The organism is Nonomuraea typhae (assembly GCF_009760925.1).
GTDB classification, from domain to species: Bacteria; Actinomycetota; Actinomycetes; order Streptosporangiales; family Streptosporangiaceae; genus Nonomuraea; species Nonomuraea typhae.
On record NZ_VRLV01000017.1, the window covers coordinates 212,411 to 231,847 of the forward strand.

At 67.6% G+C, this 19,437-nt stretch carries 16 protein-coding genes and 1 pseudogene; 10 read left to right on the plus strand and 7 right to left on the minus strand.

Annotation, left to right across the window (positions count from 1 at the left end):
- Positions 1–279 precede the first annotated feature (279 nt).
- The 4 genes from FVE25_RS44490 to FVE25_RS44505 all read left to right on the plus strand — a co-directional run bounded on the left by FVE25_RS44490 (position 280) and on the right by FVE25_RS44505 (position 4,413).
- Positions 280–1,416: a sensor histidine kinase gene (locus FVE25_RS44490; RefSeq protein ID WP_157253561.1), complete on the plus strand. Its 1,137-nt coding sequence runs from the start codon at positions 280–282 to the stop codon at positions 1,414–1,416.
- Positions 1,413–2,093 carry a response regulator gene (locus FVE25_RS44495; protein WP_157253562.1) on the plus strand — a complete coding sequence of 227 codons (681 nt, stop codon included), beginning with the start codon at positions 1,413–1,415 and terminating at the stop codon, positions 2,091–2,093. The genes FVE25_RS44490 and FVE25_RS44495 overlap by 4 nt, the downstream gene beginning before the upstream one ends.
- Before the next feature lie 91 nt (positions 2,094–2,184).
- Entirely contained in the window at positions 2,185–3,450 is a 1,266-nt protein-coding gene (locus FVE25_RS44500; protein WP_157253563.1) for a cytochrome ubiquinol oxidase subunit I, read from the plus strand.
- A gap of 12 nt (positions 3,451–3,462) precedes the next feature.
- Positions 3,463–4,413 carry a cytochrome d ubiquinol oxidase subunit II gene (locus FVE25_RS44505; protein WP_157253564.1) on the plus strand — a complete coding sequence of 317 codons (951 nt, stop codon included), beginning with the start codon at positions 3,463–3,465 and terminating at the stop codon, positions 4,411–4,413.
- Positions 4,414–4,424: 11 nt separating this feature from the next.
- Here the strand turns inward: FVE25_RS44505 and FVE25_RS44510 are convergent, their stop codons facing one another.
- The 3 genes from FVE25_RS44510 to FVE25_RS44520 all read right to left on the minus strand — a co-directional run bounded on the left by FVE25_RS44510 (position 4,425) and on the right by FVE25_RS44520 (position 8,746).
- Entirely contained in the window at positions 4,425–5,105 is a 681-nt protein-coding gene (locus FVE25_RS44510) for a JAB domain-containing protein (protein WP_157253565.1), read from the minus strand.
- Between the two features lie 32 nt (positions 5,106–5,137).
- Complete coding sequence (locus tag FVE25_RS44515) at positions 5,138–7,507, minus strand: glycoside hydrolase family 95 protein (RefSeq protein WP_157253566.1); 2,370 nt, start codon at positions 7,505–7,507, stop codon at positions 5,138–5,140.
- Between the two features lie 522 nt (positions 7,508–8,029).
- Positions 8,030–8,746, minus strand: a complete 717-nt coding sequence (locus FVE25_RS44520) for a GntR family transcriptional regulator (RefSeq protein WP_157253567.1) — start codon at positions 8,744–8,746, stop codon at positions 8,030–8,032.
- Between the two features lie 1,024 nt (positions 8,747–9,770).
- Between FVE25_RS44520 and dapA the strand changes: the two genes are divergently transcribed.
- Both dapA and FVE25_RS44530 read left to right on the plus strand, forming a co-directional pair.
- Positions 9,771–10,688, plus strand: coding sequence for a 4-hydroxy-tetrahydrodipicolinate synthase (dapA, locus tag FVE25_RS44525; protein ID WP_157253568.1), 918 nt, complete (start codon positions 9,771–9,773; stop codon positions 10,686–10,688).
- A 53-nt stretch (positions 10,689–10,741) separates the two neighbouring features.
- On the plus strand, positions 10,742–12,427 hold the full coding sequence (locus tag FVE25_RS44530; RefSeq protein ID WP_157253569.1) for a ribonuclease J: 1,686 nt from the start codon (positions 10,742–10,744) through the stop codon (positions 12,425–12,427).
- A 271-nt stretch (positions 12,428–12,698) separates the two neighbouring features.
- On the opposite strand, the gene FVE25_RS44535 is transcribed toward FVE25_RS44530, so the two are convergent.
- From FVE25_RS44535 to FVE25_RS44545, 3 genes and pseudogenes are all read right to left on the minus strand, one after another.
- Positions 12,699–13,457 (minus strand): ABC transporter permease, encoded by a 759-nt coding sequence (locus tag FVE25_RS44535; RefSeq protein ID WP_157253570.1) that lies wholly within the window; start codon positions 13,455–13,457, stop codon positions 12,699–12,701.
- Positions 13,458–13,476: 19 nt separating this feature from the next.
- Entirely contained in the window at positions 13,477–14,241 is a 765-nt protein-coding gene (locus tag FVE25_RS44540; RefSeq protein WP_157253571.1) for an ABC transporter permease, read from the minus strand.
- Between the two features lie 378 nt (positions 14,242–14,619).
- Positions 14,620–15,273 (minus strand): annotated as a pseudogene (locus tag FVE25_RS44545) (ABC transporter ATP-binding protein); the annotation flags it as partial.
- A gap of 133 nt (positions 15,274–15,406) precedes the next feature.
- Here FVE25_RS44545 and FVE25_RS44550 point away from each other — a divergent pair.
- From FVE25_RS44550 to FVE25_RS44560, 4 genes are all read left to right on the plus strand, one after another.
- On the plus strand, positions 15,407–16,528 hold the full coding sequence (locus FVE25_RS44550; RefSeq protein WP_219825922.1) for a sensor histidine kinase: 1,122 nt from the start codon (positions 15,407–15,409) through the stop codon (positions 16,526–16,528).
- A 35-nt stretch (positions 16,529–16,563) separates the two neighbouring features.
- Positions 16,564–16,695, plus strand: a complete 132-nt coding sequence (locus tag FVE25_RS56590) for a hypothetical protein (RefSeq protein ID WP_281367970.1) — start codon at positions 16,564–16,566, stop codon at positions 16,693–16,695.
- Positions 16,696–16,919: 224 nt separating this feature from the next.
- Positions 16,920–17,546 carry a response regulator gene (locus FVE25_RS44555; RefSeq protein WP_246268431.1) on the plus strand — a complete coding sequence of 209 codons (627 nt, stop codon included), beginning with the start codon at positions 16,920–16,922 and terminating at the stop codon, positions 17,544–17,546.
- 11 nt (positions 17,547–17,557) lie between these two features.
- Complete coding sequence (locus tag FVE25_RS44560; RefSeq protein WP_157253573.1) at positions 17,558–18,049, plus strand: DUF402 domain-containing protein; 492 nt, start codon at positions 17,558–17,560, stop codon at positions 18,047–18,049.
- 61 nt (positions 18,050–18,110) lie between these two features.
- Here FVE25_RS44560 and FVE25_RS44565 read toward each other — a convergent pair whose 3' ends face one another.
- A complete protein-coding gene (locus tag FVE25_RS44565; RefSeq protein WP_181019912.1) occupies positions 18,111–19,232 on the minus strand; it encodes an IS630 family transposase in 1,122 nt (373 codons plus the stop codon).
- Positions 19,233–19,437 lie beyond the last annotated feature (205 nt).

Genomic DNA, 19,437 nt, shown 5'->3' on the forward strand with positions numbered 1-19,437 from the left:
GCCGACGTCAATGTTCGGCCGTGTTCCCTGGCCGTGAATCGGAACGGATCCAGGTCACCGGCATCGGTCCGGTTCGCCAGCTACTGCGCGGGCGTCAGAGTGTTTTGTGCAGCCACCGCTGGGCGTGTCAGCGCAGCCGGCCGCGCTCGGCCATCAGGTCTGATGTACGGCCTTCAGGTCTGATGTACGGCCTCAGGTCTGATGCCGGGCCTTTCCGGCCGTCCGATTCCGCGTGTACGGCTCAGCCGGGAGCCGGAGAGCAGCGCCTACAGTGTTCGTATGATCCGCCGAATCCCGATGGACGTCGTCCTGGCCGTGGCGGTCAGTGGCGTCACCGTCGTCGGGACCGTGTTCATCGCCCGGGAGTCGCCGCCCGGCCCGCTGCCCCTGTGGCTGGGGCTGGTGCTGCTGGTCGGGATGTCGTTGCCGCTGATGGCCCGGCAGAGGGCTCCGGTGGCGACGGTCGTGGTGGTGCTTGCGGGTTCGCTGGCGTATCAGGGGCTTGACTTTCCCGGTGGCGCCGCGGCGATTCCGCCCATTATTGCCCTGTTCACTGCGGTGGGCCGGGGGCATCGGGTGGCCGGGGTCGCCGGGATGCTGGTCTGGCTGGTGGGCACGCTGGTTCTCGGGTGGCTGGGGATGCGGGAGCCGGGTGTGCAGGGCACCGTGTGGTTTGTCACCATGCTCATCGCCATCCTGGTTATTGGGGAAATGTCGCGTATCCGGCAGGAGCAGGTGCGGGCCGAGCGGGCGCGGATGGCGGAGGCCGAGCGGGCCCGGGAAGAGGAGGCCAGGCGGCGGGTGACGGAGGAGCGGCTGCGGATCGCCCGGGAACTGCATGATCTGCTGGCCCACAGCATCTCGGTCATCAACCTGCAGGCGGGCGTGTCGGAGCATCTGCTTGATCGGGATCCTGAGCAGGCGCGCCGGGCGCTGGGTGACATTCGCCGCGTCAGCAAGGAGGTCCTGGTCGAGCTGCGGGGCGCGCTCGGGGTGCTGCGGGATGTGGGGGAGGGCGAGCCGCTCGCTCCGGCCCCGGGCATGGATCGCCTTCCCGAGCTGGTACGGCGGGCACGCTCGGCCGGCATCGACGTGGATCTCCGCCTTCCGGAGGAATCCCGCGAACTCCCCAAGAGCATCGATCTGGCGATATATCGGATCATTCAGGAATCGCTGACCAATATCATCAAGCACGCCGGAGCGGCCCGCGCCGAGGTGTCGGTGCGCCGGGAGGCTGGTGAGCTGCTGGTGGAGGTACGCGACGACGGCGTCGGCGGGATGCCGGGTGAGGGGAACGGCCTGGTGGGCATGCGGGAGAGGGCGATGTCCCTGAACGGATCCTTCGCGGCCGGGCCCGTGCCCGGAGGCGGCTTCATGGTCACGGCCCGGCTGCCGCTCAGGGAGCTGGCGGCGTGATCACGGTGGTGCTGGCCGACGACCAGCCGTTGATCAGGGCGGGCCTGCGGGCGCTGCTGCACTTCGAGCCCGACATCGAGGTCGTGGGCGAGGCCGCAGACGGCCGCCGCGCAGTGGAACTGGCCGTCACGTCGCGGCCGGACATCGTTCTCATGGATGTGCGCATGCCGGAGATGGACGGCATCGAGGCCACCCGCCGCATCGCCGAGAATCCCCGGCTGGACGGGGTGCGCGTGGTCATCCTGACCACGTTCGAGCTCGACGAGTACGTCTTCAAGAGCCTGCGCGCGGGCGCCAGCGGATTCCTGGTCAAGGACACCGAACCGGCCATGCTCCTGCAGGCGATCCGGGTGGTGGCCGAGGGCGAGGCGCTGCTCACCCCGGGCGTGACCCGGCGCCTGATCGACGAGTACGCGGCCAAGGTCACCGACGACCGCCCGACCCCCGAGCTGGACGTGCTGACCGACCGCGAGCGCGAGGTGGTCGCGCTGGTCGCAGCGGGCCTGTCCAACCAGGAGATCGCCGAGCGCATGGTGGTCAGCCCGGCCACCGCCAAGACCCACGTCAGCCGGGCCATGATCAAGCTGCGCGCCCGCGACCGGGCCCAGCTCGTGGTGATCGCTTTCGAGTCCGGGCTCGTCACCCCCCGCAAGCGCCGGATACCGCAGGGGGAGTAGCCGGCCCTCGCCGCTGCGCCCGGTGCGGTAGCCGGGGAAGTCTTCTGCGGGCTGACGACCCGTCCGGCCTGGGCTGACAGGCTGCTGGCCCATGGACAACCTGCTGCTGTCGAGGCTGCAGTTCGCGACGACGACCTCGATCCATTTCCTCTTCGTCACGTTGACGCTGGGACTGGTTCTGTTCGTGGCGGGCATGCAGACCGCGTACGTGATCACCGGCAATCCGGTCTATCGCCGCATGACGAAGTTCTGGGGCAAGATCTATGTGGTCAACTACGCGGTCGGCATCGTCACCGGGCTGGTGATGGAGTTTCAGTTCGGGCTGAACTGGAGTGGTTTGTCCAAGGTGACGGGCAACGTCTTCGGGGTACCGCTGGCGCTGGAGACGGTCATCGCGTTCTTCGCCGAGGCCACCTTCCTCGGCATGTGGATCTTCGGCTGGGACCGCATCCGCAAGGGCATCCATCTGACCCTGATCTGGCTGGTCGCGCTGACCGCCTACGTCTCCACCTTCTGGATCATGGTCGCCAACGCGTTCCTCCAGCACCCGGTCGGCTACGAGATCCGCGGCGACCAGGCATACCTCACCGACTTCGGCGCGCTCCTGACCAACAGCAGCCTCACCGACACGCTGCTCCACGTGATCTCGGCGGGCGTCCTGGCCGGCGGATTGTTCGTGGCCGGGGTCAGCGCCTGGCACTTCATCAAGCGCACCACCGAAGTGGACCTCTTCCGCCGGTCGATGCGCTGGGGGCTCATCGCCGCAGTGATCGGCGCGCTCGCCGTCATTCACTGGGGCTTCCTGCAAGAGGTCGTGATCGAGCAGAACCAGCCCGCCAAACTGGCCCAGCTCCAGCCCGAGCCCGGGAGCCTGGCCGCCGTTCGGCAGGCTCTGGCTCAGCAGTTCGGACCCGGCGACTGGGCGCCGCCTTCCTGGATCGCCGTGCCGTACCAGATCATGATGAACAGCTCCTTCCTGATGGTGCTCGTCCTGTTGGTCCTGCTGGTCCTGCTTTTCCGTAACTGGGTGGTACGGCTGCGCGTCCCGTTGTACGTGCTCGTGGCCATGGTCCCGTTGCCGTTCGTCGCCGTGATCGCCGGTTGGCTGGTGCGCGAGGTCGGCCGTCAGCCGTGGACCGTCTACGGCCTGCTCACCACCGAGAAGGCCGTCTCCGACCTCCCGGCCGCCGTCGTGCTGATCTCCTTCGTCGGGTTCACGCTGGTGCTCGGCACGCTGGCGGTCGTGGACTATCTGCTGATCGTGCGCTTTGTCCGTAAGGGCCCAGACGACGAGCTCTTCGGGTCCACCCTCGACCGGGTGAGCGCCGCCGAGCGCGCCGGCGTCCACACCTTCTGAAGGAGACGACCCATGGAACTCCTCTGGCCGATCCTGCTTGGCCTGCTGTTCGCCGGATATTTCGTGGTGGACGGATTCGACATCGGCGCCGGGATGCTGCTGCGCCGGCTCGGCGGCACTGAATACGAGCGGCGCGTCACGCTCACCTCCATCGGGCCGTTCTTCCTGGGCAACGAGGTGTGGCTGGTCGCCGTCGGCGGTGTGCTGGCCGGGGCCTTCCCGGTGATGAAGGATCATCTGCTGGGCGGGTTGTATCTGCTGATCGTGGCCGGGTTGCTCATCTGGGTGGTGCGTGATGCGGCGATCTGGTTCCGCAGCCGCCGGCCGTCCCCGCGCTGGCGCCGCGGCTGGGACACGATGCTGACCTCCTCGAGCTGGGTGTTCGCCGTGTTCTGGGGCTTGCTCGTCGGCACGCTGCTGACCGGGCCGCCGCCGCTGACCGGCCGCTGGCTCGTCGCCGGGCTGGACGCCGCCCTGTGGGCGGTGGTGATGGTGCTGCTGTTCGCCACCCATGGCGCGGCCTTCCTCTCCGTCCGCTACCCCGCTTCGCTGGCTGCCGGTCCCGCCGGTCTGGCCGTCCGCCTGGCCCGCCCTGCCGCCGTTCTGCTGGGCTTCGCGTCACTTGTCCAGCTCGTGGTGCCTGGCTCGGGATTCGGCACGCGTGTCCTCATGGCCGCGCTCGGGGTGCTCGCCGCCGCCGGACTCCTCGCCGTCCCGGCCGTGCTGTCTCGATCGTGGTACGGCGCGGCCGTCGCGTTGACCGCCTTCGCGACTGCGTCTCCGGCGGTGACGGTGGGGGTTCGGCTGGCTGGGAGCATGTCGGGGGTCGCTGCGGATGTGGCGACATTGCGGGTCTTGGGCGGGTTCCTTCTCGTGGTGGTGCCGGTGTTGGCGATCATGCAAACCTGGATGTGGTGGACGTTCCGCCGCCGGGTGGACGCCGGCACCGTGGTGTTCTTCTGATCTTCTGGGGGTCACGGTGGCTGGTCGACCGGTGTCTCCAGGGGAATGCGGCGCCAGGCGGTGTCCGTGATGATGAGGTGGTCGAGGAAACGCAGGCCGACGGTGGCGGCGGCTTCGGTCAGGCGGGCGGTGGCGGCGAGGTCGGCCTGGCTGGGGGTCAGAGAGCCGGTGGGATGGTTGTGGGCCACGCCGAATGTGGCGCCGCCCATCGTGAGGACCGTGGTGATGATCTCCCGGACCGGGAACGGGGTGTGATCGGCGCCGCCTTCGGTCAGCACGGTCCGGCGAAGGACGCGGCCCTGGTTGTCGCAGACCACGATGACGAGGCGTTCCCGGGTGAGGCCGCGCAGCATGGGGGCGGTGATGGCGGCCAGGTCGGCGGTACCGGAGATTTTCGGGCGTTCGGGGCCCGACTGTGCCCGCCGTACCAGATGGAAGGCGGCGGCGACCCGGGCGGCCTTGGCGGGGCCGATGCCCGGGACGGCGAGCAGGCGGTGCGGGTCGGCGCGGGCGAGTTCGCCCAGGTCGCCGCAGTGCTCGATGACCTGGGTGGCGAGCTCGACCGCGCCGGACCCGCGAAAGCCGGAGCCGAGCAGGACCGCGAGCAGCTCACGGTCGGCCAGGGCCGCGCCGCCCGCGGCCATGAGCCGCTCGCGTGGACGCTCGTGCGGGGGCAGGTCGTTGACAAGCACGTACAGTTTCTATCAACCGCCACCGACAGTATTCACGTGGGTACGATCCGATATTTTGCTCCGGGCTTGGTGGGGATGAGGAGTTTGTCGCCGTGGCGGACCGCCGGGATGGGGCGGGGCCCCAGGAAGACGCGGACGGGGGAGCGGAAGATGTCATGGCGGAGGGCGGCGAGCCCGGACTTATCGCTGGTTAGGCGTATTTCGGTGGGCTTGTTGGCCTTCCAGGTCAGGCCGACCGTGTAGGCGCCTCTCGCCCGCAGGCCGTCCACCGAGCCTTCGGGCCAGGCGGCGGGCAGGGCGGGGAGCAGATCGATTAGGTCCAGGTGGGATTGGAGCAGCATCTCGGTCATACCCGCAGTTGCGCCGAAATTTCCGTCGATCTGGAAGGGCGGGTGCGTGTCCCACAGGTTGGGCAACGTACTCGTCTTCAACTGGTCGCCGAGGAGCTTGTGGGCGCGGTTGCCGTCCAGCAAGCGTGCCCAGAAGTTGATTTTCCAGGCTTTGCTCCATCCGGTGCCCGCGTCGGTACGGGCGTTCAGGGATACCTTGGCGGCTTCAGCGTATTCAGGGGTGGTGCGTGGGGAGATCTGGTAGCCCGGGTGCAGCGCGTACAGGTGAGAGACGTGGCGGTGCGTCTCGTTCGGATCGTCGCGGTCTTCCTTCCACTCCTGCAGCTGGCCCCACTTTCCGATGCGGAGACCGGGATCCAGCTTCTTGAGCGTCTTGTGGGCCTTCGCGGCGAACGCCGGGTCGCCGGTCAGCAGCGCCGCATCCCTGACCTCGGTGAACAACTGCCACAGGATCTCCTGCGACATCGACGCGCCGGCCACCGACGGGCCGAGTTCGGGCGAGCGGCTCGGGATGGCCACGAGCTTGCCGTCGCGCGGGTCGGTCCGCAGGAAGTCCAGCCAGAAGAGCGCCGCCTCCTTCATCAGCGGATAGGCGGTGCGCTCGAGGAAGGCCCGATCGCGGGTGAAGCGGTAGTGGTCGTACATCTGCGTGGCCAGCCACGCGCCGGATTCGGGGAAGAAATAGGCGGGGTGATCCCAGGCGCCGGTGTGGCCGAAAACATTGGAGGCGTGATGGGCGACGAACCCGCCCGCGCCGTACATCTGCCGGGCCGTTATCCGTCCCGGCTCACGCAGTCCCTCGACATATCGGGCGAACGGCTCGAACGTCTCGCTGAGGTTGGTCATCTGCGCGGGCCAGTAGTTCATCTGCAGGTTGATGTTGACGTGGTAGTCCGACTGCCAGGGTGGCGCCTCATGGACATTCCAGACACCTTGCAGGTTGGCGGGGAGTGAACCCGGCCTGGAGGAGGACATCAGCAGGTATCTGCCGAACTGGAAATAGAGCTGCTCAAGGGCACGATCGGCCGGCGCTGCCGTGCCGTACGAGGCTAGAAGCTCGTCGGTCGGTACGGCCGGCATCACACCGCCCAGATCCACCTTCACCCGGTCGAACAACGCGCGGTAGTCGGTCTGATGTCGGGCGAGGAGGGTTTCGTACCCTGTGGCGGCTGCTCTGTCTATCTGCGTGGTGACCTTGGTGTGCGGGTCTTCGCCACGATATTTCGGATATGTCGGGGCATAGTCGGTGGCTGCGGCCAGGATGAAGATCACTTCGTCGGCGCCGGCTATCGTCACCGAGCCGTCCGGTCCGTCTGTGCGCACGCCGCCCTGGTTGATCAGTTGGAGTTGTGTCTCGTACCGCATGGCGTTGCCGGTCAGGGCGCCGCTTACCGTGATGCGGCCGTTGGTGGCGGTGGCGGTTCTGGTGCGGTTGGCCGGAGTGGGGATGGCGGCTGTGAAGCCAAGCTTGCCGGGTTTGTCCGCCGTCAGCCGGCCGACGATCACGCCATCCGGTGCGGAAGCGAAGTACTCCCTGGTAAACCGCGTATCTCCCACTGTGTACGTGACTCCGGCCACCGCGCGGGAGATATCCAGAAATCTGCGGTATTCCACTGCTTCGGCGGTTTGCTGGAAGGTCAGCCGGACGTCCCCGAAGCTCTGATACGCGCCGAACCTGCGGTGACGCGGCGAGTCGGACTTGTGGCCCAAAGCGGCTAGGACGTCCTCTGGCTTGATGCCGCCTTCCTTCCCAATGCGGTCGCGGATCGCCTCGAGCGCGCCTGGCCGTGGTGTGTCCCAATTGCCGAAGTTGTAGCCGCTGACTCCTGGTCCGCCGGTCCATAGGGTCTTCTCGTTGAACTGCAGTCGTTCCGCCGCCACCCCGCCGAACACCGTCGCGCCGAGGGCGCCGTTGCCGATGGGCAGCGACCGCTGCTCCCAGCCGCTGGTGGAGTCGGGCGCGGGCTCGTCGAACCACAGCGTGTACGGCGCGGCGTTCGTGGGTTGGTGGGGATTCGTGGAATTCGCGCTGGTTGGGGCGGTGGGGGTCATGCTTGCCGGCAGTTCATGACGTGTGTCTGTTGATACGCCTCTTGGGGCAGGTGTGCCGGCGTCTGCCGGGCCACCTCTGGGGATCGGTGCGCCTACGGGGATCCCTCTGGGGGCCGGTGCGCCTATGGGGATCCCTCTGGGGATCGGTGCGCCTATGGGGATCCCTCTGGGGGCCGGTGCGCCTATGGGGATCCCTCTGGGGGCCGGTGCAGCTATGGGGATCCCTCTGGGGACCGGCGCAGCTATGGGGATCGGGGCACCTGCAGCTACGGGGATCCCTCTGGAAGGCGGAGCGCCCTTGGCTGCCTGGGTCTGTTGGGTGGCCGGAACATCTGTGCCCGCCGGTGCACCTCCGGCCCGAATGTCTGCCCCCGCCGGAGGTGCCACCAGCATTGCCGCGATCATGGTCGTTCCCGCCAGTACTCGTGGGCTCATCGCCACTCCATACATCGGAGGTATTATCGTGACGATAACCACGAAATGCTGCACGATCTAGACTTGATTGCGTTGAGGTCCGATGAATCACATGGGCATGCTGTAAACCACTTGGAATCGGTCACCGGGGATCACGATGTCGCTCGTCTCCACCGGGCGGTCGCCTGCCCAGTGGGTGCGTTCGACGTGGAGCACGTGAACGCCGGCGGGCAGGTCCAAGGCGTCACTCTCCGTGGGGCGCGGCACGCGGGTGCGCACACTCTCCACGATTTCGGTGAGCTTGATTCCATGTGCGGACATCCGGGTCACCAGGCTGCGCCGTTCCTCCTCCGAGTGCGCCGCGAACTCGATCGGCTCATAGGAGATGGCCAGTTGCAGCGGCTTGCCGTCGCCGCGAAAGACGTAACGCGTGCGCGAGACCATGACGGCCTCGCCCACCCGCAACCGCCGGGCGATCTCCGGCCCGGCTTCGGCGGGCTCGCTGTGCCAGTCCCAGGTCACACGCCGTCCCTGCGACTGCAGGTCGGCGGCGAAAGGGGCAGGGTGGTCGAGAAACCGCCAGCGGTGAAGAGGGGACAGCTCCAGCTGTTCCCGAACGTAATGGCCGGAGCCCACGCGGCCGATGATGAGACCTTCGGCGGCCAGCACACGCAACGCGTGACGCGCCGCGGTCTCGCCAACCTGGTATTTGCGAGTGAGTTGCGCCCGTGAGGGGATGGGCGCTCCGGGGAGGAGGGTGCCGTCGTTGATCTGCCGCCGAATGTCTTCGACGACGCGCAGGTAGACCGGATCGGAGGTGGCCACTAGTGCATCCCTGGGGTTCGTGTGAGGCGTTGCCCCATGTTGCCGTATTCGGCAGGTAACCATCCGTCATCGCCGAGTGTTGGAGCACCAACTTTGCGATGGCGGAAAATTGTCCGTGAAACCCTGTAACGCCGGTGTAAGGGCGACCGATTCTCCGGTAGAGGTCGTCGATGTGTGTACCCCCGAGCACATATCGGCGACCTCTTCCAATTCCCGGGCCTGTCTGGTCGTACTACCCGAAACCCCTGCCTCCAGGATCCGGTCCCCCGGTATCCGGGCTTTGCCATGCCAGAAACCCCCAGGTCACGGTCCGTCTGGGTGATGGGGGTTGGGCAGGGTTTGCCGGGATGGTCCCGCGGCTGGTTGAGGGATGGTCCTTGGCTTGTCGCGAGATCGCCGCGGCTTGTTTCGGGATGGTCAACGGCTTGTCGCGGGATCGTCTGCGGCTTGTTTCGGGATGGTCAACAGCTTGTCGCGGGATCGTCCGCGGCTTGTCGAGGGGTGGTCCACGACTTGTTGGGGGAGCGGTTCGGGTGCTGGGGTGTGACCGAGTGCGCGTCTCCTGTGGTGGGTGTGCTGACCACTTAGGTGGGTAAGGGGCGTCGTGTCGGTGAGTACCACGTCCGACGTGAGAAGCGCCTCACGATCGGCGGCAACGCACGGGGTGGGAGGCGGCAGGTCGGCTCCGCCGTACTGGATGGTTGGTGGTGGCGAGCAGCTTGGTCTGGTGGCGAGCAGCTTGGTCTGTGGTGGCGAGCAATGCGGATGGCTTGTGGCGGCGAGCAGCTTGGTCTGGCGGCGAGCAACGTGGATGGTTGGTGGCGGCGAGCAGTTTGGCTTGTGGCGGAGCAGCTTGGTTCGTGGTGGCGGGCAACGTGTGACGGCGCTTCAGCCCAGGTGACCGGCTGTGGCGGCGATCCAGCCGCCTGGAGCGGCGTAACAGATGGCTATAAAACCCCAGCAGAGCCCACTATCGGGGTGGCGCTGTCATTGGGGTTTGGGGAATCCGGGTAGCGTTCGCACTATGGCATCGCCCACTGGAACCATGGATGCACCGTTCGGCCGCATGTTGACCGCGATGGTCACGCCGTTCACCGCGGACGGCGCCGTCGACTATGCGGCCGTGTGTCGGCTCGCCGCCTACTTGGTGGACGAGCAGGGCAACGACGGCCTCATCGTCAGCGGGACCACCGGCGAGAGTCCCACCACCTCCGACGAGGAGAAAACTCGTATCCTCGAGGCGGTGCTGGAAACCGTGGGCGACCGGGCGATGGTCATCGCGGGGGCGGGCAGTAACGACACCCATCACAGCATCGAACTGGCGAAGGCCGCAGAGCGGGCAGGTGCCCATGGATTGCTCGTGGTCACGCCCTACTACAACAAGCCTCCTCAAGAGGGGTTGTACCAGCACTTCACGCAGGTGGCCGACGCCACCAGGCTGCCGGTGATGCTCTATGACATTCCGGGGCGCAGCGGGGTACCCATCGCCTCCGAAACGCTGATCCGGCTCGCGCAGCACGACCGCATCGTGGCCGTCAAGGACGCCAAGGGGGACCTGTTCGCCGCCGGGCAGGTCATGCTCGCCACCGGGCTGGCCTTCTACTCGGGCGACGACCTGCTCAACCTGGCCTGGCTGGCCGTGGGGGCAGCCGGGTTCGTCAGCGTGGTCGGGCACGTGGTCGGCGCGGAGCTGGCCCAGATGATCCAGCTGTACCGAAACAACCACGCCGAGCAGGCGCAGGCCATCCACCGCCAGCTGATCCCGGTGGTCGACGGCATCATGCAGCGCGCCGGCGGGGCGATCATGGCAAAGGCGGCCCTCGGCCTCGTCGGGGTGCCCGCAGGGCCGGTACGGCTGCCGCTCGTGGAAGCGGATGACAAGCAGATCGCCGAGCTGCGGGCCTGCCTGGTGGCCGGCGGGGTGAAGTTGACCGACATATAGAACGGGGAGGACAAGGAAGTTTTGCGCACACTATGTCACCAGGCGGGTAGATCATGAGCCATCCGCATCCTGACCTTGCGGACCCGCCGCCGCTGGCCGACGGGGGCCTGCGCATCGTCGCGCTGGGCGGTCTCGGCGAAATCGGCCGCAACATGGCCGTTTTCGAATACGACGGCCGGCTGCTGATCGTCGACTGCGGGGTACTGTTCCCCGAACCGGACCAGCCGGGCGTCGACCTGATCCTGCCCGACTTCGAATACATCAGGGACCGTCTCGACGACGTCGAAGCGCTGATCCTGACGCACGGCCACGAGGACCACATCGGCGCCGTGCCGTACCTTCTGCGTGAGCGGCGCGACATCCCGCTCGTCGGGTCCAAACTGACGCTCGCCTTCATCGAGGCGAAGCTCACCGAGCACCGCATCCAGCCGACCAAGGTCGAAGTGGTTGAGGGCCAGCGTGATCGGTTCGGCCCGTTCGAGTGCGAGTTTCTCGCCGTCAACCACTCGATCCCGGACGCGCTCGCGGTCGCCATCCGAACCCCAGCCGGTCTGGTGCTCCACACCGGCGACTTCAAGATGGACCAGCTGCCCAGCGACGGACGGCTGACCGACCTCGGCGGCATGGCCAGACTCGGCTCCGAGGGCGTCGACCTGCTGATGTCCGACTCGACCAACGCCGAAGTGCCCGGCTTCGTCACCAGCGAGCGCGAGATCGGGCCGGTCATCGACGAGGTCATTCGTACCTCCGACCAGCGCGTGATCGTCGCCAGCTTCGCCTCGCACGTACACCGCGTGCAGCAGGTCATGGACGCCGCCGCCAAGTATGGCCGCAAGGTCGCCCTCGTCGGCCGCTCGATGGTCCGCAACATGGGCATCGCTCGCGACCTGGGGTACCTGAACGTGCCACCGGAGCTGATCGTCGACTCCCGCGACATCGAGGACTGGCCGCCGGAGGACGTCGTCCTGATCTGCACGGGCTCCCAGGGCGAGCCCATGGCCGCGCTGTCGCGGATGGCCAACCGCGACCATCCCATCCGCATCGCTGAGGGCGACACCGTGCTGCTGGCCAGCTCGCTCGTGCCCGGCAACGAGACCGCGGTCAACAAGGTCATCAACGGCCTGACCCGCTGGGGCGCCCGCGTCATCCACAAGGGCAACGCGAAGGTCCACGTGTCGGGCCACGCCGCCGCCGGCGAGTTGTTGTACGTGCTCAACCTGACCAGACCCTCCAATTTCATGCCGGTCCACGGCGAGTGGCGCCACCTGCGCGCCCACGCCAAGCTGGCCGCCCTGACCGGGGTACCGGACGACCACATCGTCATCGCCGAGGACGGCGTCGTGGTCGACCTGATCGACGGCAGAGCGCAGATCGTTGGTGCGGTCCACGCCGGATACGTGTACGTGGACGGTTCGTCCGTCGGCGAGATCACTGACACCTCGCTCAAGGACCGCAGAATCCTCGGGGACGAGGGCTTCATCTCGGTTGTCGTGGTCGTGGATTCCCAAACCGGCAAGCTCACCGCCGGCCCGGAGATCCATGCCCGGGGGTCCGGGATCGATCCGGCGCAGTTCGAGGAGTTCATTCCGCAGATCGAAAGGGCGCTTGAGAGCAAGGCAGCCGATGGGGTGGTGGACATGCAGGAGATCCGCCGCGTGGTCCGTCGCACTGTGGGGCGCTGGGTGAGTGACACCTATCGTCGCCGACCGATGATCATTCCGGTGGTGCTTGAGGTCTGACCCGTCTCAGGGGTGCGGCCGGACGTCTGGCCTGACCGCACCCCTGCGAACGGACATCTGGCCCTTCCTTGCGCCCCTGGCCTGGATGGGCAAATCCATGTGGGTTCTGGTTCCGGGTCGACCAATGCCGCGTCCTTGCGGGCATACGCGGCACCTCCGAGAGCAGCATCCACATGGGCGCTCTCGGAATGGGTCAGACCACATGGTGCTCTTGCCGGCAGCCCAGACCGCGCGGCGCTGCGGGCATAGGAGTCCAAGGGCGCTGAGCTGATCAGGCGTCCCGAAGGCGGAGAAGCCAGGCGCCTGCCAGCAGCGGCAACACCGCGTAGGCGGCTAAGAGCAGGCCGGCGGCCACCGGAGGTAGGAGACTCCCGTAGACCGATGAGGCCAGCGACGCGCCGGCGATCTCCCTGGGCAGCGCCCCGATCATCACCGAGCCCAGCCGCTCACTCCACGGCTCGGGCAGGTTCCCCACGATCATCGGCACCACGTAGACCAGGCCCACCAGGACGCCGATCGCACCGGCAGCCGACCTCAGGATCACCCCCAGCCCCAGCCCGAGCAGCCCGAACACGGCTACCGACAAGCTGGTCGGCACCAGGAGCGGCCACGCTTCGGCGAAACCGGACACGGGGTAACGGCCGCCGAGCATGCCCCGAGACACAAAGAACGTCCCGAAGACCACGACCGGCCCCACCACGAGCCCCAGCCCGCCCACCACACTCGCCTTGGCGGCCAGCAGTGGCCAGCGTTTCGGCACGATGGCCAGGCTGGTCGTGAGCACCCGATCCGACGTCCACGACAGTACGCCGAGAATGCCCAGGCACAGCTGCGGGACGATCACCACCACCTCCTCCAGTTCCGCGATGCGCGCGCTGGCCCGCATGGACGGGGACGCCCGGTCGTACATGCCGATCGCCATCCAGGCCAAGCCCGCGGCCAGCAGGACGGCCCCGATGCCGATGCCGATGATCAGATGGCTGGACCGCACCGACCTGACCTTGAGCCATTCGGAGGCCAGTACGCTCATGTGTGCCTCCCGGGCCGGATCACGCGTCTCTCCTTTTCATCGCCTGGTAGCCGGCCAGCAGTGCGGCCGCGCCGTACCCGACCAGGACGAGTAGTGCCACCCACGGTTGCAGCACTCCTTCGCCGAGCCGTCGGGAGAGGCGTTCACCGGTGATCTGGGGGATCAGGTTGGGCACCATGATCGAAGCCACGCGGGTGTTCCACGGGGCGGGCAGATACGTGACGATGCCCGGCAGAACGAACAGGATCGCGACGACCGAGACGATGCCCGTGGTCGTGGAGCGGGTGGCGGCTCCGAGGCCCAGGCCGACCAACGCCAGTACCGTCACCGACAGGGTCGACGCGAGCACGGGAAGCAAGCCGTCGGCAAGACTGCCGGTGTTGAAGCCCAGGGAACGGTCTCCGGCGATCACACGGCTGGCCGCATAGGTCGCCAGCAGGACGGCACCGCTTACGGCGAGGGTGACGGCGCCGACCAAGGTCGCTTTGGCCAGCAGCAGCCGGCCGCGGCTTGGGACGGCCGCCAGACTGGTTCTGAGCAGGCCGCCCGCGTGCTCGGAGGTGATCGCCAGCACACCCAGGACGGCCAGGCTGATCTGGACCAACGGCAGGAAGCCTTCCTCCGGAGCTGCGGCACGGATCGAGCCGCGCTGGTCGGCCAGGCTGCCCACGTAGAGGGTCCAGACGATGCCCAGGACGACGGCCAGTCCGGCGGCGCCGATCGCGTAGCCGGTGGAGTTGACCGAGCGCAGCTTGAGCCACTCGGATGCCAGGATCGCCCTCATGAGGCGGTCCCGGGCACCGACGGCATGGTCGCCTTGGCGGAGTTATGTGGTTCCCGCGGCAGAGTCGCTCGGATGGAGCCGCCTGGCTCGGCTGGGAGGGGCCCGTTCGTGGGGTTGGGTGGGTGAGGCGTGTTTTCGGGGTTACCTGGCTTGGGTGGGTGAGGCGTGTGTGTGGGGTTGCTCGGTTCGGGTGGGTGAGTCGTGTTCACAGGATTGCCTGGTTCTGGGTGAAGGGGCGGTTTCCTGAAGGTGCGTGGTCCGGGTGAAGGGGCGCTTTCGTGGCGACGCTGGACTCCGGCGTCGTGGTCGAGTTCATCGTGCGACGCCGTACTCGACGCTTGCGGCGGTCAGGGCGAGGTAGGCGTCCTCGAGCGACGGGTAGCGCGCGGTGAGCTCGGTCACGGTGGCCTCGGCGATCAGTTGGCCGCGACCGACGATCACGATGCGGTCGGCGGTCAGCGCCATCTCGCTCATGAGGTGGCTGGAGAGCAGGATCGTTCTGCCCTCCGCCGCGAGCTCGCGCATCAGGTCGCGGATCCAGCGCACGCCGTCGGGATCGAGCCCGTTGACCGGTTCGTCGAACATCAGCACGCCCGGATCGCCCAGCAGCGCCGCCGCGATGCCGAGCCGCTGCTTCATGCCAAGGGAGAAGCCGCCGGCCTTCTTGCGAGCCACGCCGCTCAGGCCCACCATCTCCAATACGTGCGCGACTCTGGCGGCGCCGATGCCGTTGCTGAGCGCCAGGCACATCAGATGGTTGTAGGCGCTCCTGCCGGGGTGCACCGCGCCGGCGTCCAGCAGCGCGCCCACCTCGTGCAGCGGCCGCCGCAGGTCGGTGTAACGCCCGCCGTTGACCAGCGCCTGGCCGGAGGTGGGCGCGTCGAGGCCGAGCACGAGGCGCATGGTCGTAGACTTTCCGGCGCCGTTGGGGCCGAGGAAGCCGGTAACATGGCCGGGCTCCACGCGGAAGGTCAGCGTGTCGACGGCGAGTGTGGCGCCGTAGCGCTTGGTCAGCTGTCGGAGTTCGATCACGCGGTCAAGGATCGGGTACGGCGGGCGGCTCGCACATCGGACCAGGATCCGTCAGACCTGGGTCTACTCCGGTCCGTGCACAGTCAGACCCAGGGATGACGCGCTCAACTCGACCGCCAGATACCTTCTTCGCGTGAACTTCATCGCCCGCAGACTCAGTCGCGCTCAGCTCGTCGCGCTCGACACCGTCGTCGCGTGGGGCTTCGTGCTGGTCTTCCTCACCATGACGGTCCACGGCGACGCGCCGCACTGGGTAAAGCTGGCGACACCATTCGCGCTCGGGTTGCCGCTGGCGGTGCGCAGACTCTGGCCGGTGGCGGTCTTCTTGCTGGTGAGCCCGATCGCCGCCTACGCCATTGTGACGGGTCTCGCGGGCGCAGCCTACCTCTCACCCGCGTACGCGCTCTATCTAGTCGCCTCCGGCTCGACCAGACGTCTGCCCATCAATGTGATAGCCGTGGTCAGCGTCATGGCCGCGGTCGTGCTGCTGGTCGCCGGCGTGCCGGGTGGCGCCCACAGTGTCGCCGGAGACCTGGCCTCGACCGTCGCCGCGTTGTGCGGTGCGCTCGCGGTGGGGCTGACCGTACGCGAACGGCGCGCCATGGCCGCACGTGACACAGCGCGCAAGGCAGCGCAGGCGGTCGCCGAGGAACGGCTGCGCATCGCCCGCGAACTGCACGACGTGGTCGCGCACAGCGTGGGGCTGATCGCGGTCAAGGCGGGTGTGGCCAACCACGTGATGTCCACCCGCCCCGAGGAGGCGCGCGACGCACTGGCCGTGATCGAGACGGCGAGCAGGGGCGCGATGGTGGAAATGCGCCGCATGCTGGGCGTCCTGCGCTCGGCCGAGGCTCCTGACCTGGGTCCGGCGCCGGGCCTCGACCGCCTGTCCGAGCTGGCCGAACACGCCAAACAGGCCGGCGTCGAGGTGAACCTGAAGATCGGCGACGTAAGCAGGGTGCCCGACGGGGTCGGGCTGTCGGCCTACCGGATCGTCCAAGAGGCACTGACCAACGTGGTCAAACACGCGGCCCCGGCACGTACGTGGGTGTCGGTGGCCACCGACGAGCGTGAGGTGCGGATCGAGGTGACCGACGACGGTCCCGGACGGCGAACCTTACCCGCGACCGGACCTGGGCACGGCCTGATGGGGATGAGGGAGCGGGTCATGATGTACGGCGGGGCGTTCGAGGCCGGGCCCGGGCCGCGGGGGTTTCGAGTGTGGGCGGCACTGCCGTTTGGGGAGGTTTCGTGACTGGACGCCAGAGTGGGGTGCCAGGTGAGGGTTTCGTGGCGGCGGTCGAACGAGTGGAGGTGTCGGTTGGGAGATCTTGCGACGGCGACGGCGACGGCGACGGCGACGGCGACGGTGGCGGTGAGGGAGTGGCGGTGACGGTGGCGGTGACGGCGACGGTGAGGTGACAGTGAGGTGATGGTGAGGTGACGGTGAGGAAGGGGCGATGACGGTGGCGGAGGGGCGGAGCGGTCGTCTGCCGGGTCTCGTGATCGGGCCGGAGGGCGAGGTCGGCGTTTGAGAGGGCTACGTGATTGCGGCTGAGCAGACGGCGCTGCCAGATCAGGAGGGGTTGGTGCCAGCGAGCGAGCGAACGGAAGGTGATGGCGCGCGGTCCGTTACCCGGGTGCTCGTGGCTGATGACCAGGCGTTGCTCCGGGGGAGTTTCCGGGTGCTCGTGGACTCCGAGCCGGATCTTGAGGTGGTGGGGGAGGCTGCCACGGGAGCGGAGGCGGTTGAACGGGCGGGCGTGGTACGGCCGGACGTCGTACTCATGGATGTCCGGATGCCGGAGATGGATGGGATCGAGGCCACACGCCGGATCGCCGGGACGGCGCGGGTGCTCATTGTGACGATGTTCGATCTTGATGCGTATGTGTATGCGGCGTTGCGGGCGGGGGCCAGTGGGTTCCTGCTGAAGGACACGCCTCCTGCTGAGCTGTTGGCGGCGATTCGGGTGGTGGCGGCGGGGGAGGCGCTACTGGCACCCAAAGTGACGCGGCGGCTGATCGCGGAGTTCGCGCGGACTCCGGCTGCGCCCACGGTGCGGGGGCTGGAGGGGTTGACCGAGCGGGAGCAGGAGGTGCTGATCCTGATCGCCCGGGGGTTGTCCAACACTGAGCTCGCCCAGCATCTGCATCTGAGTCTGGCGACAATCAAGACGCACATCGGGCGGTTGCTCACCAAGATAGATGCCCGGGACCGGGCTCAACTCGTCATCGCCGCCTACGAGAGCGGGCTTGTCGGGGTGGCACGGTAGCGTCACATGTCATGAGGGTGGAATTTCGGAAGTTCGATGGTTCGCTCCATTGGCACCACCCAGCTCAGCGGCTGGGCGAGGACGAGCATGGTGTCTGGGTGGGCGCGGGTGCCGGAACGGTCGGGGCCAAGGGGTACGAGCCGCCGGTGATGTGGGAAGAGCCGTTTGTGATGTTGTTCCCGCGAGATCAGTGGTGGGTGGCGCTGTTCAACGCCGAGCCGCATCGGACGGCGATCTACGTGGACGTCACCACGGTGCCGGAGTGGCGAGACGAGGTGGTGACGATGATCGACCTCGACCTGGATGTGGTGAAGAAGCGTACTGGCGTCATCTATCTGGACGATGAGGATGAGTTCGCGGAGCACCAGGTGCGTTTCGGGTATCCGGGCGAAGTGGTCGTGGCGGCTGAGGAGTCGGCCAAGTGGGTGTTCAAGGCGGTGACTGAGGGGCTGGGGCCGTTCGGGGGCGCGCACGAGCGGTGGCTGGCCCAGGTCGCCGACTGACTCCGTCGTATCGGGCGACCTAGTGCTGTGACCAGAAACGTTGGCCGGAGTGAGTGAGGCTTCAGGCTGTGGTCGTGAGGGGTCGGCCGCCCCAGCGGATGCCCCTCTCGCTGCGGGAACGAGCGCGTTCGCGGCGTTGGGCGGCGAGCACGTCGGGGTGGCGGGCATGGGTGTTGCGCCAGCGCAGGTAGGCGTGCAGCGCCCTGGTCTGGACGGTGTGGTTCGGGTGGTCGGAGTTGGCCGGGGTGAACTGGCGCAGGGGCCCGAAGTGCGCTTCGATCGGGTTGGCCCACGAGGCGTAGGTCGGGGTGAACAGCAGCCTGACCTTGTGTTTGCCGGCCCAGGCGCGGATGCGCCAGTTCTTGTGGGCCGACAGGTTGTCCAGGATGACGTAGATCGGTGCGTCGTCCGGGCGGGTGGCGCGGATCGAGCGGAGGGCGGCCCAGGTGTGGTCGATGCCTTTGCGCCGGTGGTTGACGCCCCGCAGCCGGTCGTCGCCGACGCAGTAGCAACCATGGAAGTAGGTGACGCCGTGGGTGCGCTGGTAGGTGGCCGGGTGCCGGTCGGGCTTGCCGGTGGGCGCCCAGCCGGAGCCCGCGGTGGGACGGATGCCGAGCGGGCCGAACTCGTCGAAGGCGAACGTCGGCGTCGGGCGGTGGGTCAGGGCGTACTCGATCTGGTCGAGTTTGGTGTCGAAGTCCGGGTCGGGTGAGTCTTTCCAGGTCTTGGTGCGCTGGAAGGTGATGCCCCGGTGGTGCAGCAGGGTGCGTAAGGTCTCGCGGCCCAGCCGGATCCTGCGGTCAGGCAGATGGCGCAGGTAGTGCAGGAGTTTGCGGATCGACCAGCGGGTGAAGGGCTGGCCGAGTGTGGCCGGGCGGGTGGTGGCCGTCTGCGCGACGAAGTCTTCGTCGTCAGGGCTGAGCAGGCGGGGACGGCCTCCCGCCCACTGAGGGTCCAGGCAGGCCAGCCCGATCTCGTTGAACCGGTGGATCACCTCGCGCACGGTGTCCTCATCGGCGGCCACCAGACGGGCGATGACCGGCACGGTGTTACCGCCGGCCGAGGCCAGCACGATCATCGCCCGCCGGTAGCGGACCGTGCTGGTCGTGCCGCGCCGCACGATCCGCTGCAGCTTCTGGCCCTCTGTGTCGGTGAGTCTGCGGACCTTGACCGGTTGGGTCACCAGGCCTCCAAGAATGCCGATCGAACCTGATCGACACCATCCCACCCATAGGAAAGCCTCAGACACCATTCCGGCCAACGTTTCTGGTCACAGCACTAGTGTGATGCGCCAGAAATTCTGAGGATTATTTCTCCCTGCTCTCTTTACGGTCCGGGCGGACCTTGGCGAGGTAGTCGGCAAGGGAGTTGAGGATCTCGTCAGCAGT

What these genes read in the sequence shown, in the direction of transcription:
- FVE25_RS44490 (WP_157253561.1), top strand. Translation starts at nt 280, where the DNA reads ATGATCCGCCGAATCCCGATGGACGTCGTCCTGGCCGTGGCGGTCAGT.
- FVE25_RS44500 (WP_157253563.1), top strand. Translation starts at nt 2,185, where the DNA reads ATGGACAACCTGCTGCTGTCGAGGCTGCAGTTCGCGACGACGACCTCG.
- FVE25_RS44505 (WP_157253564.1), top strand. Translation starts at nt 3,463, where the DNA reads ATGGAACTCCTCTGGCCGATCCTGCTTGGCCTGCTGTTCGCCGGATAT.
- FVE25_RS44515 (WP_157253566.1), bottom strand. Translation starts at nt 7,507, where the DNA reads ATGACCCCCACCGCCCCAACCAGCGCGAATTCCACGAATCCCCACCAA.
- dapA (WP_157253568.1), top strand. Translation starts at nt 9,771, where the DNA reads ATGGCATCGCCCACTGGAACCATGGATGCACCGTTCGGCCGCATGTTG.
- FVE25_RS44530 (WP_157253569.1), top strand. Translation starts at nt 10,742, where the DNA reads ATGAGCCATCCGCATCCTGACCTTGCGGACCCGCCGCCGCTGGCCGAC.
- FVE25_RS44535 (WP_157253570.1), bottom strand. Translation starts at nt 13,457, where the DNA reads ATGAGCGTACTGGCCTCCGAATGGCTCAAGGTCAGGTCGGTGCGGTCC.
- FVE25_RS44540 (WP_157253571.1), bottom strand. Translation starts at nt 14,241, where the DNA reads ATGAGGGCGATCCTGGCATCCGAGTGGCTCAAGCTGCGCTCGGTCAAC.
- FVE25_RS44560 (WP_157253573.1), top strand. Translation starts at nt 17,558, where the DNA reads ATGAGGGTGGAATTTCGGAAGTTCGATGGTTCGCTCCATTGGCACCAC.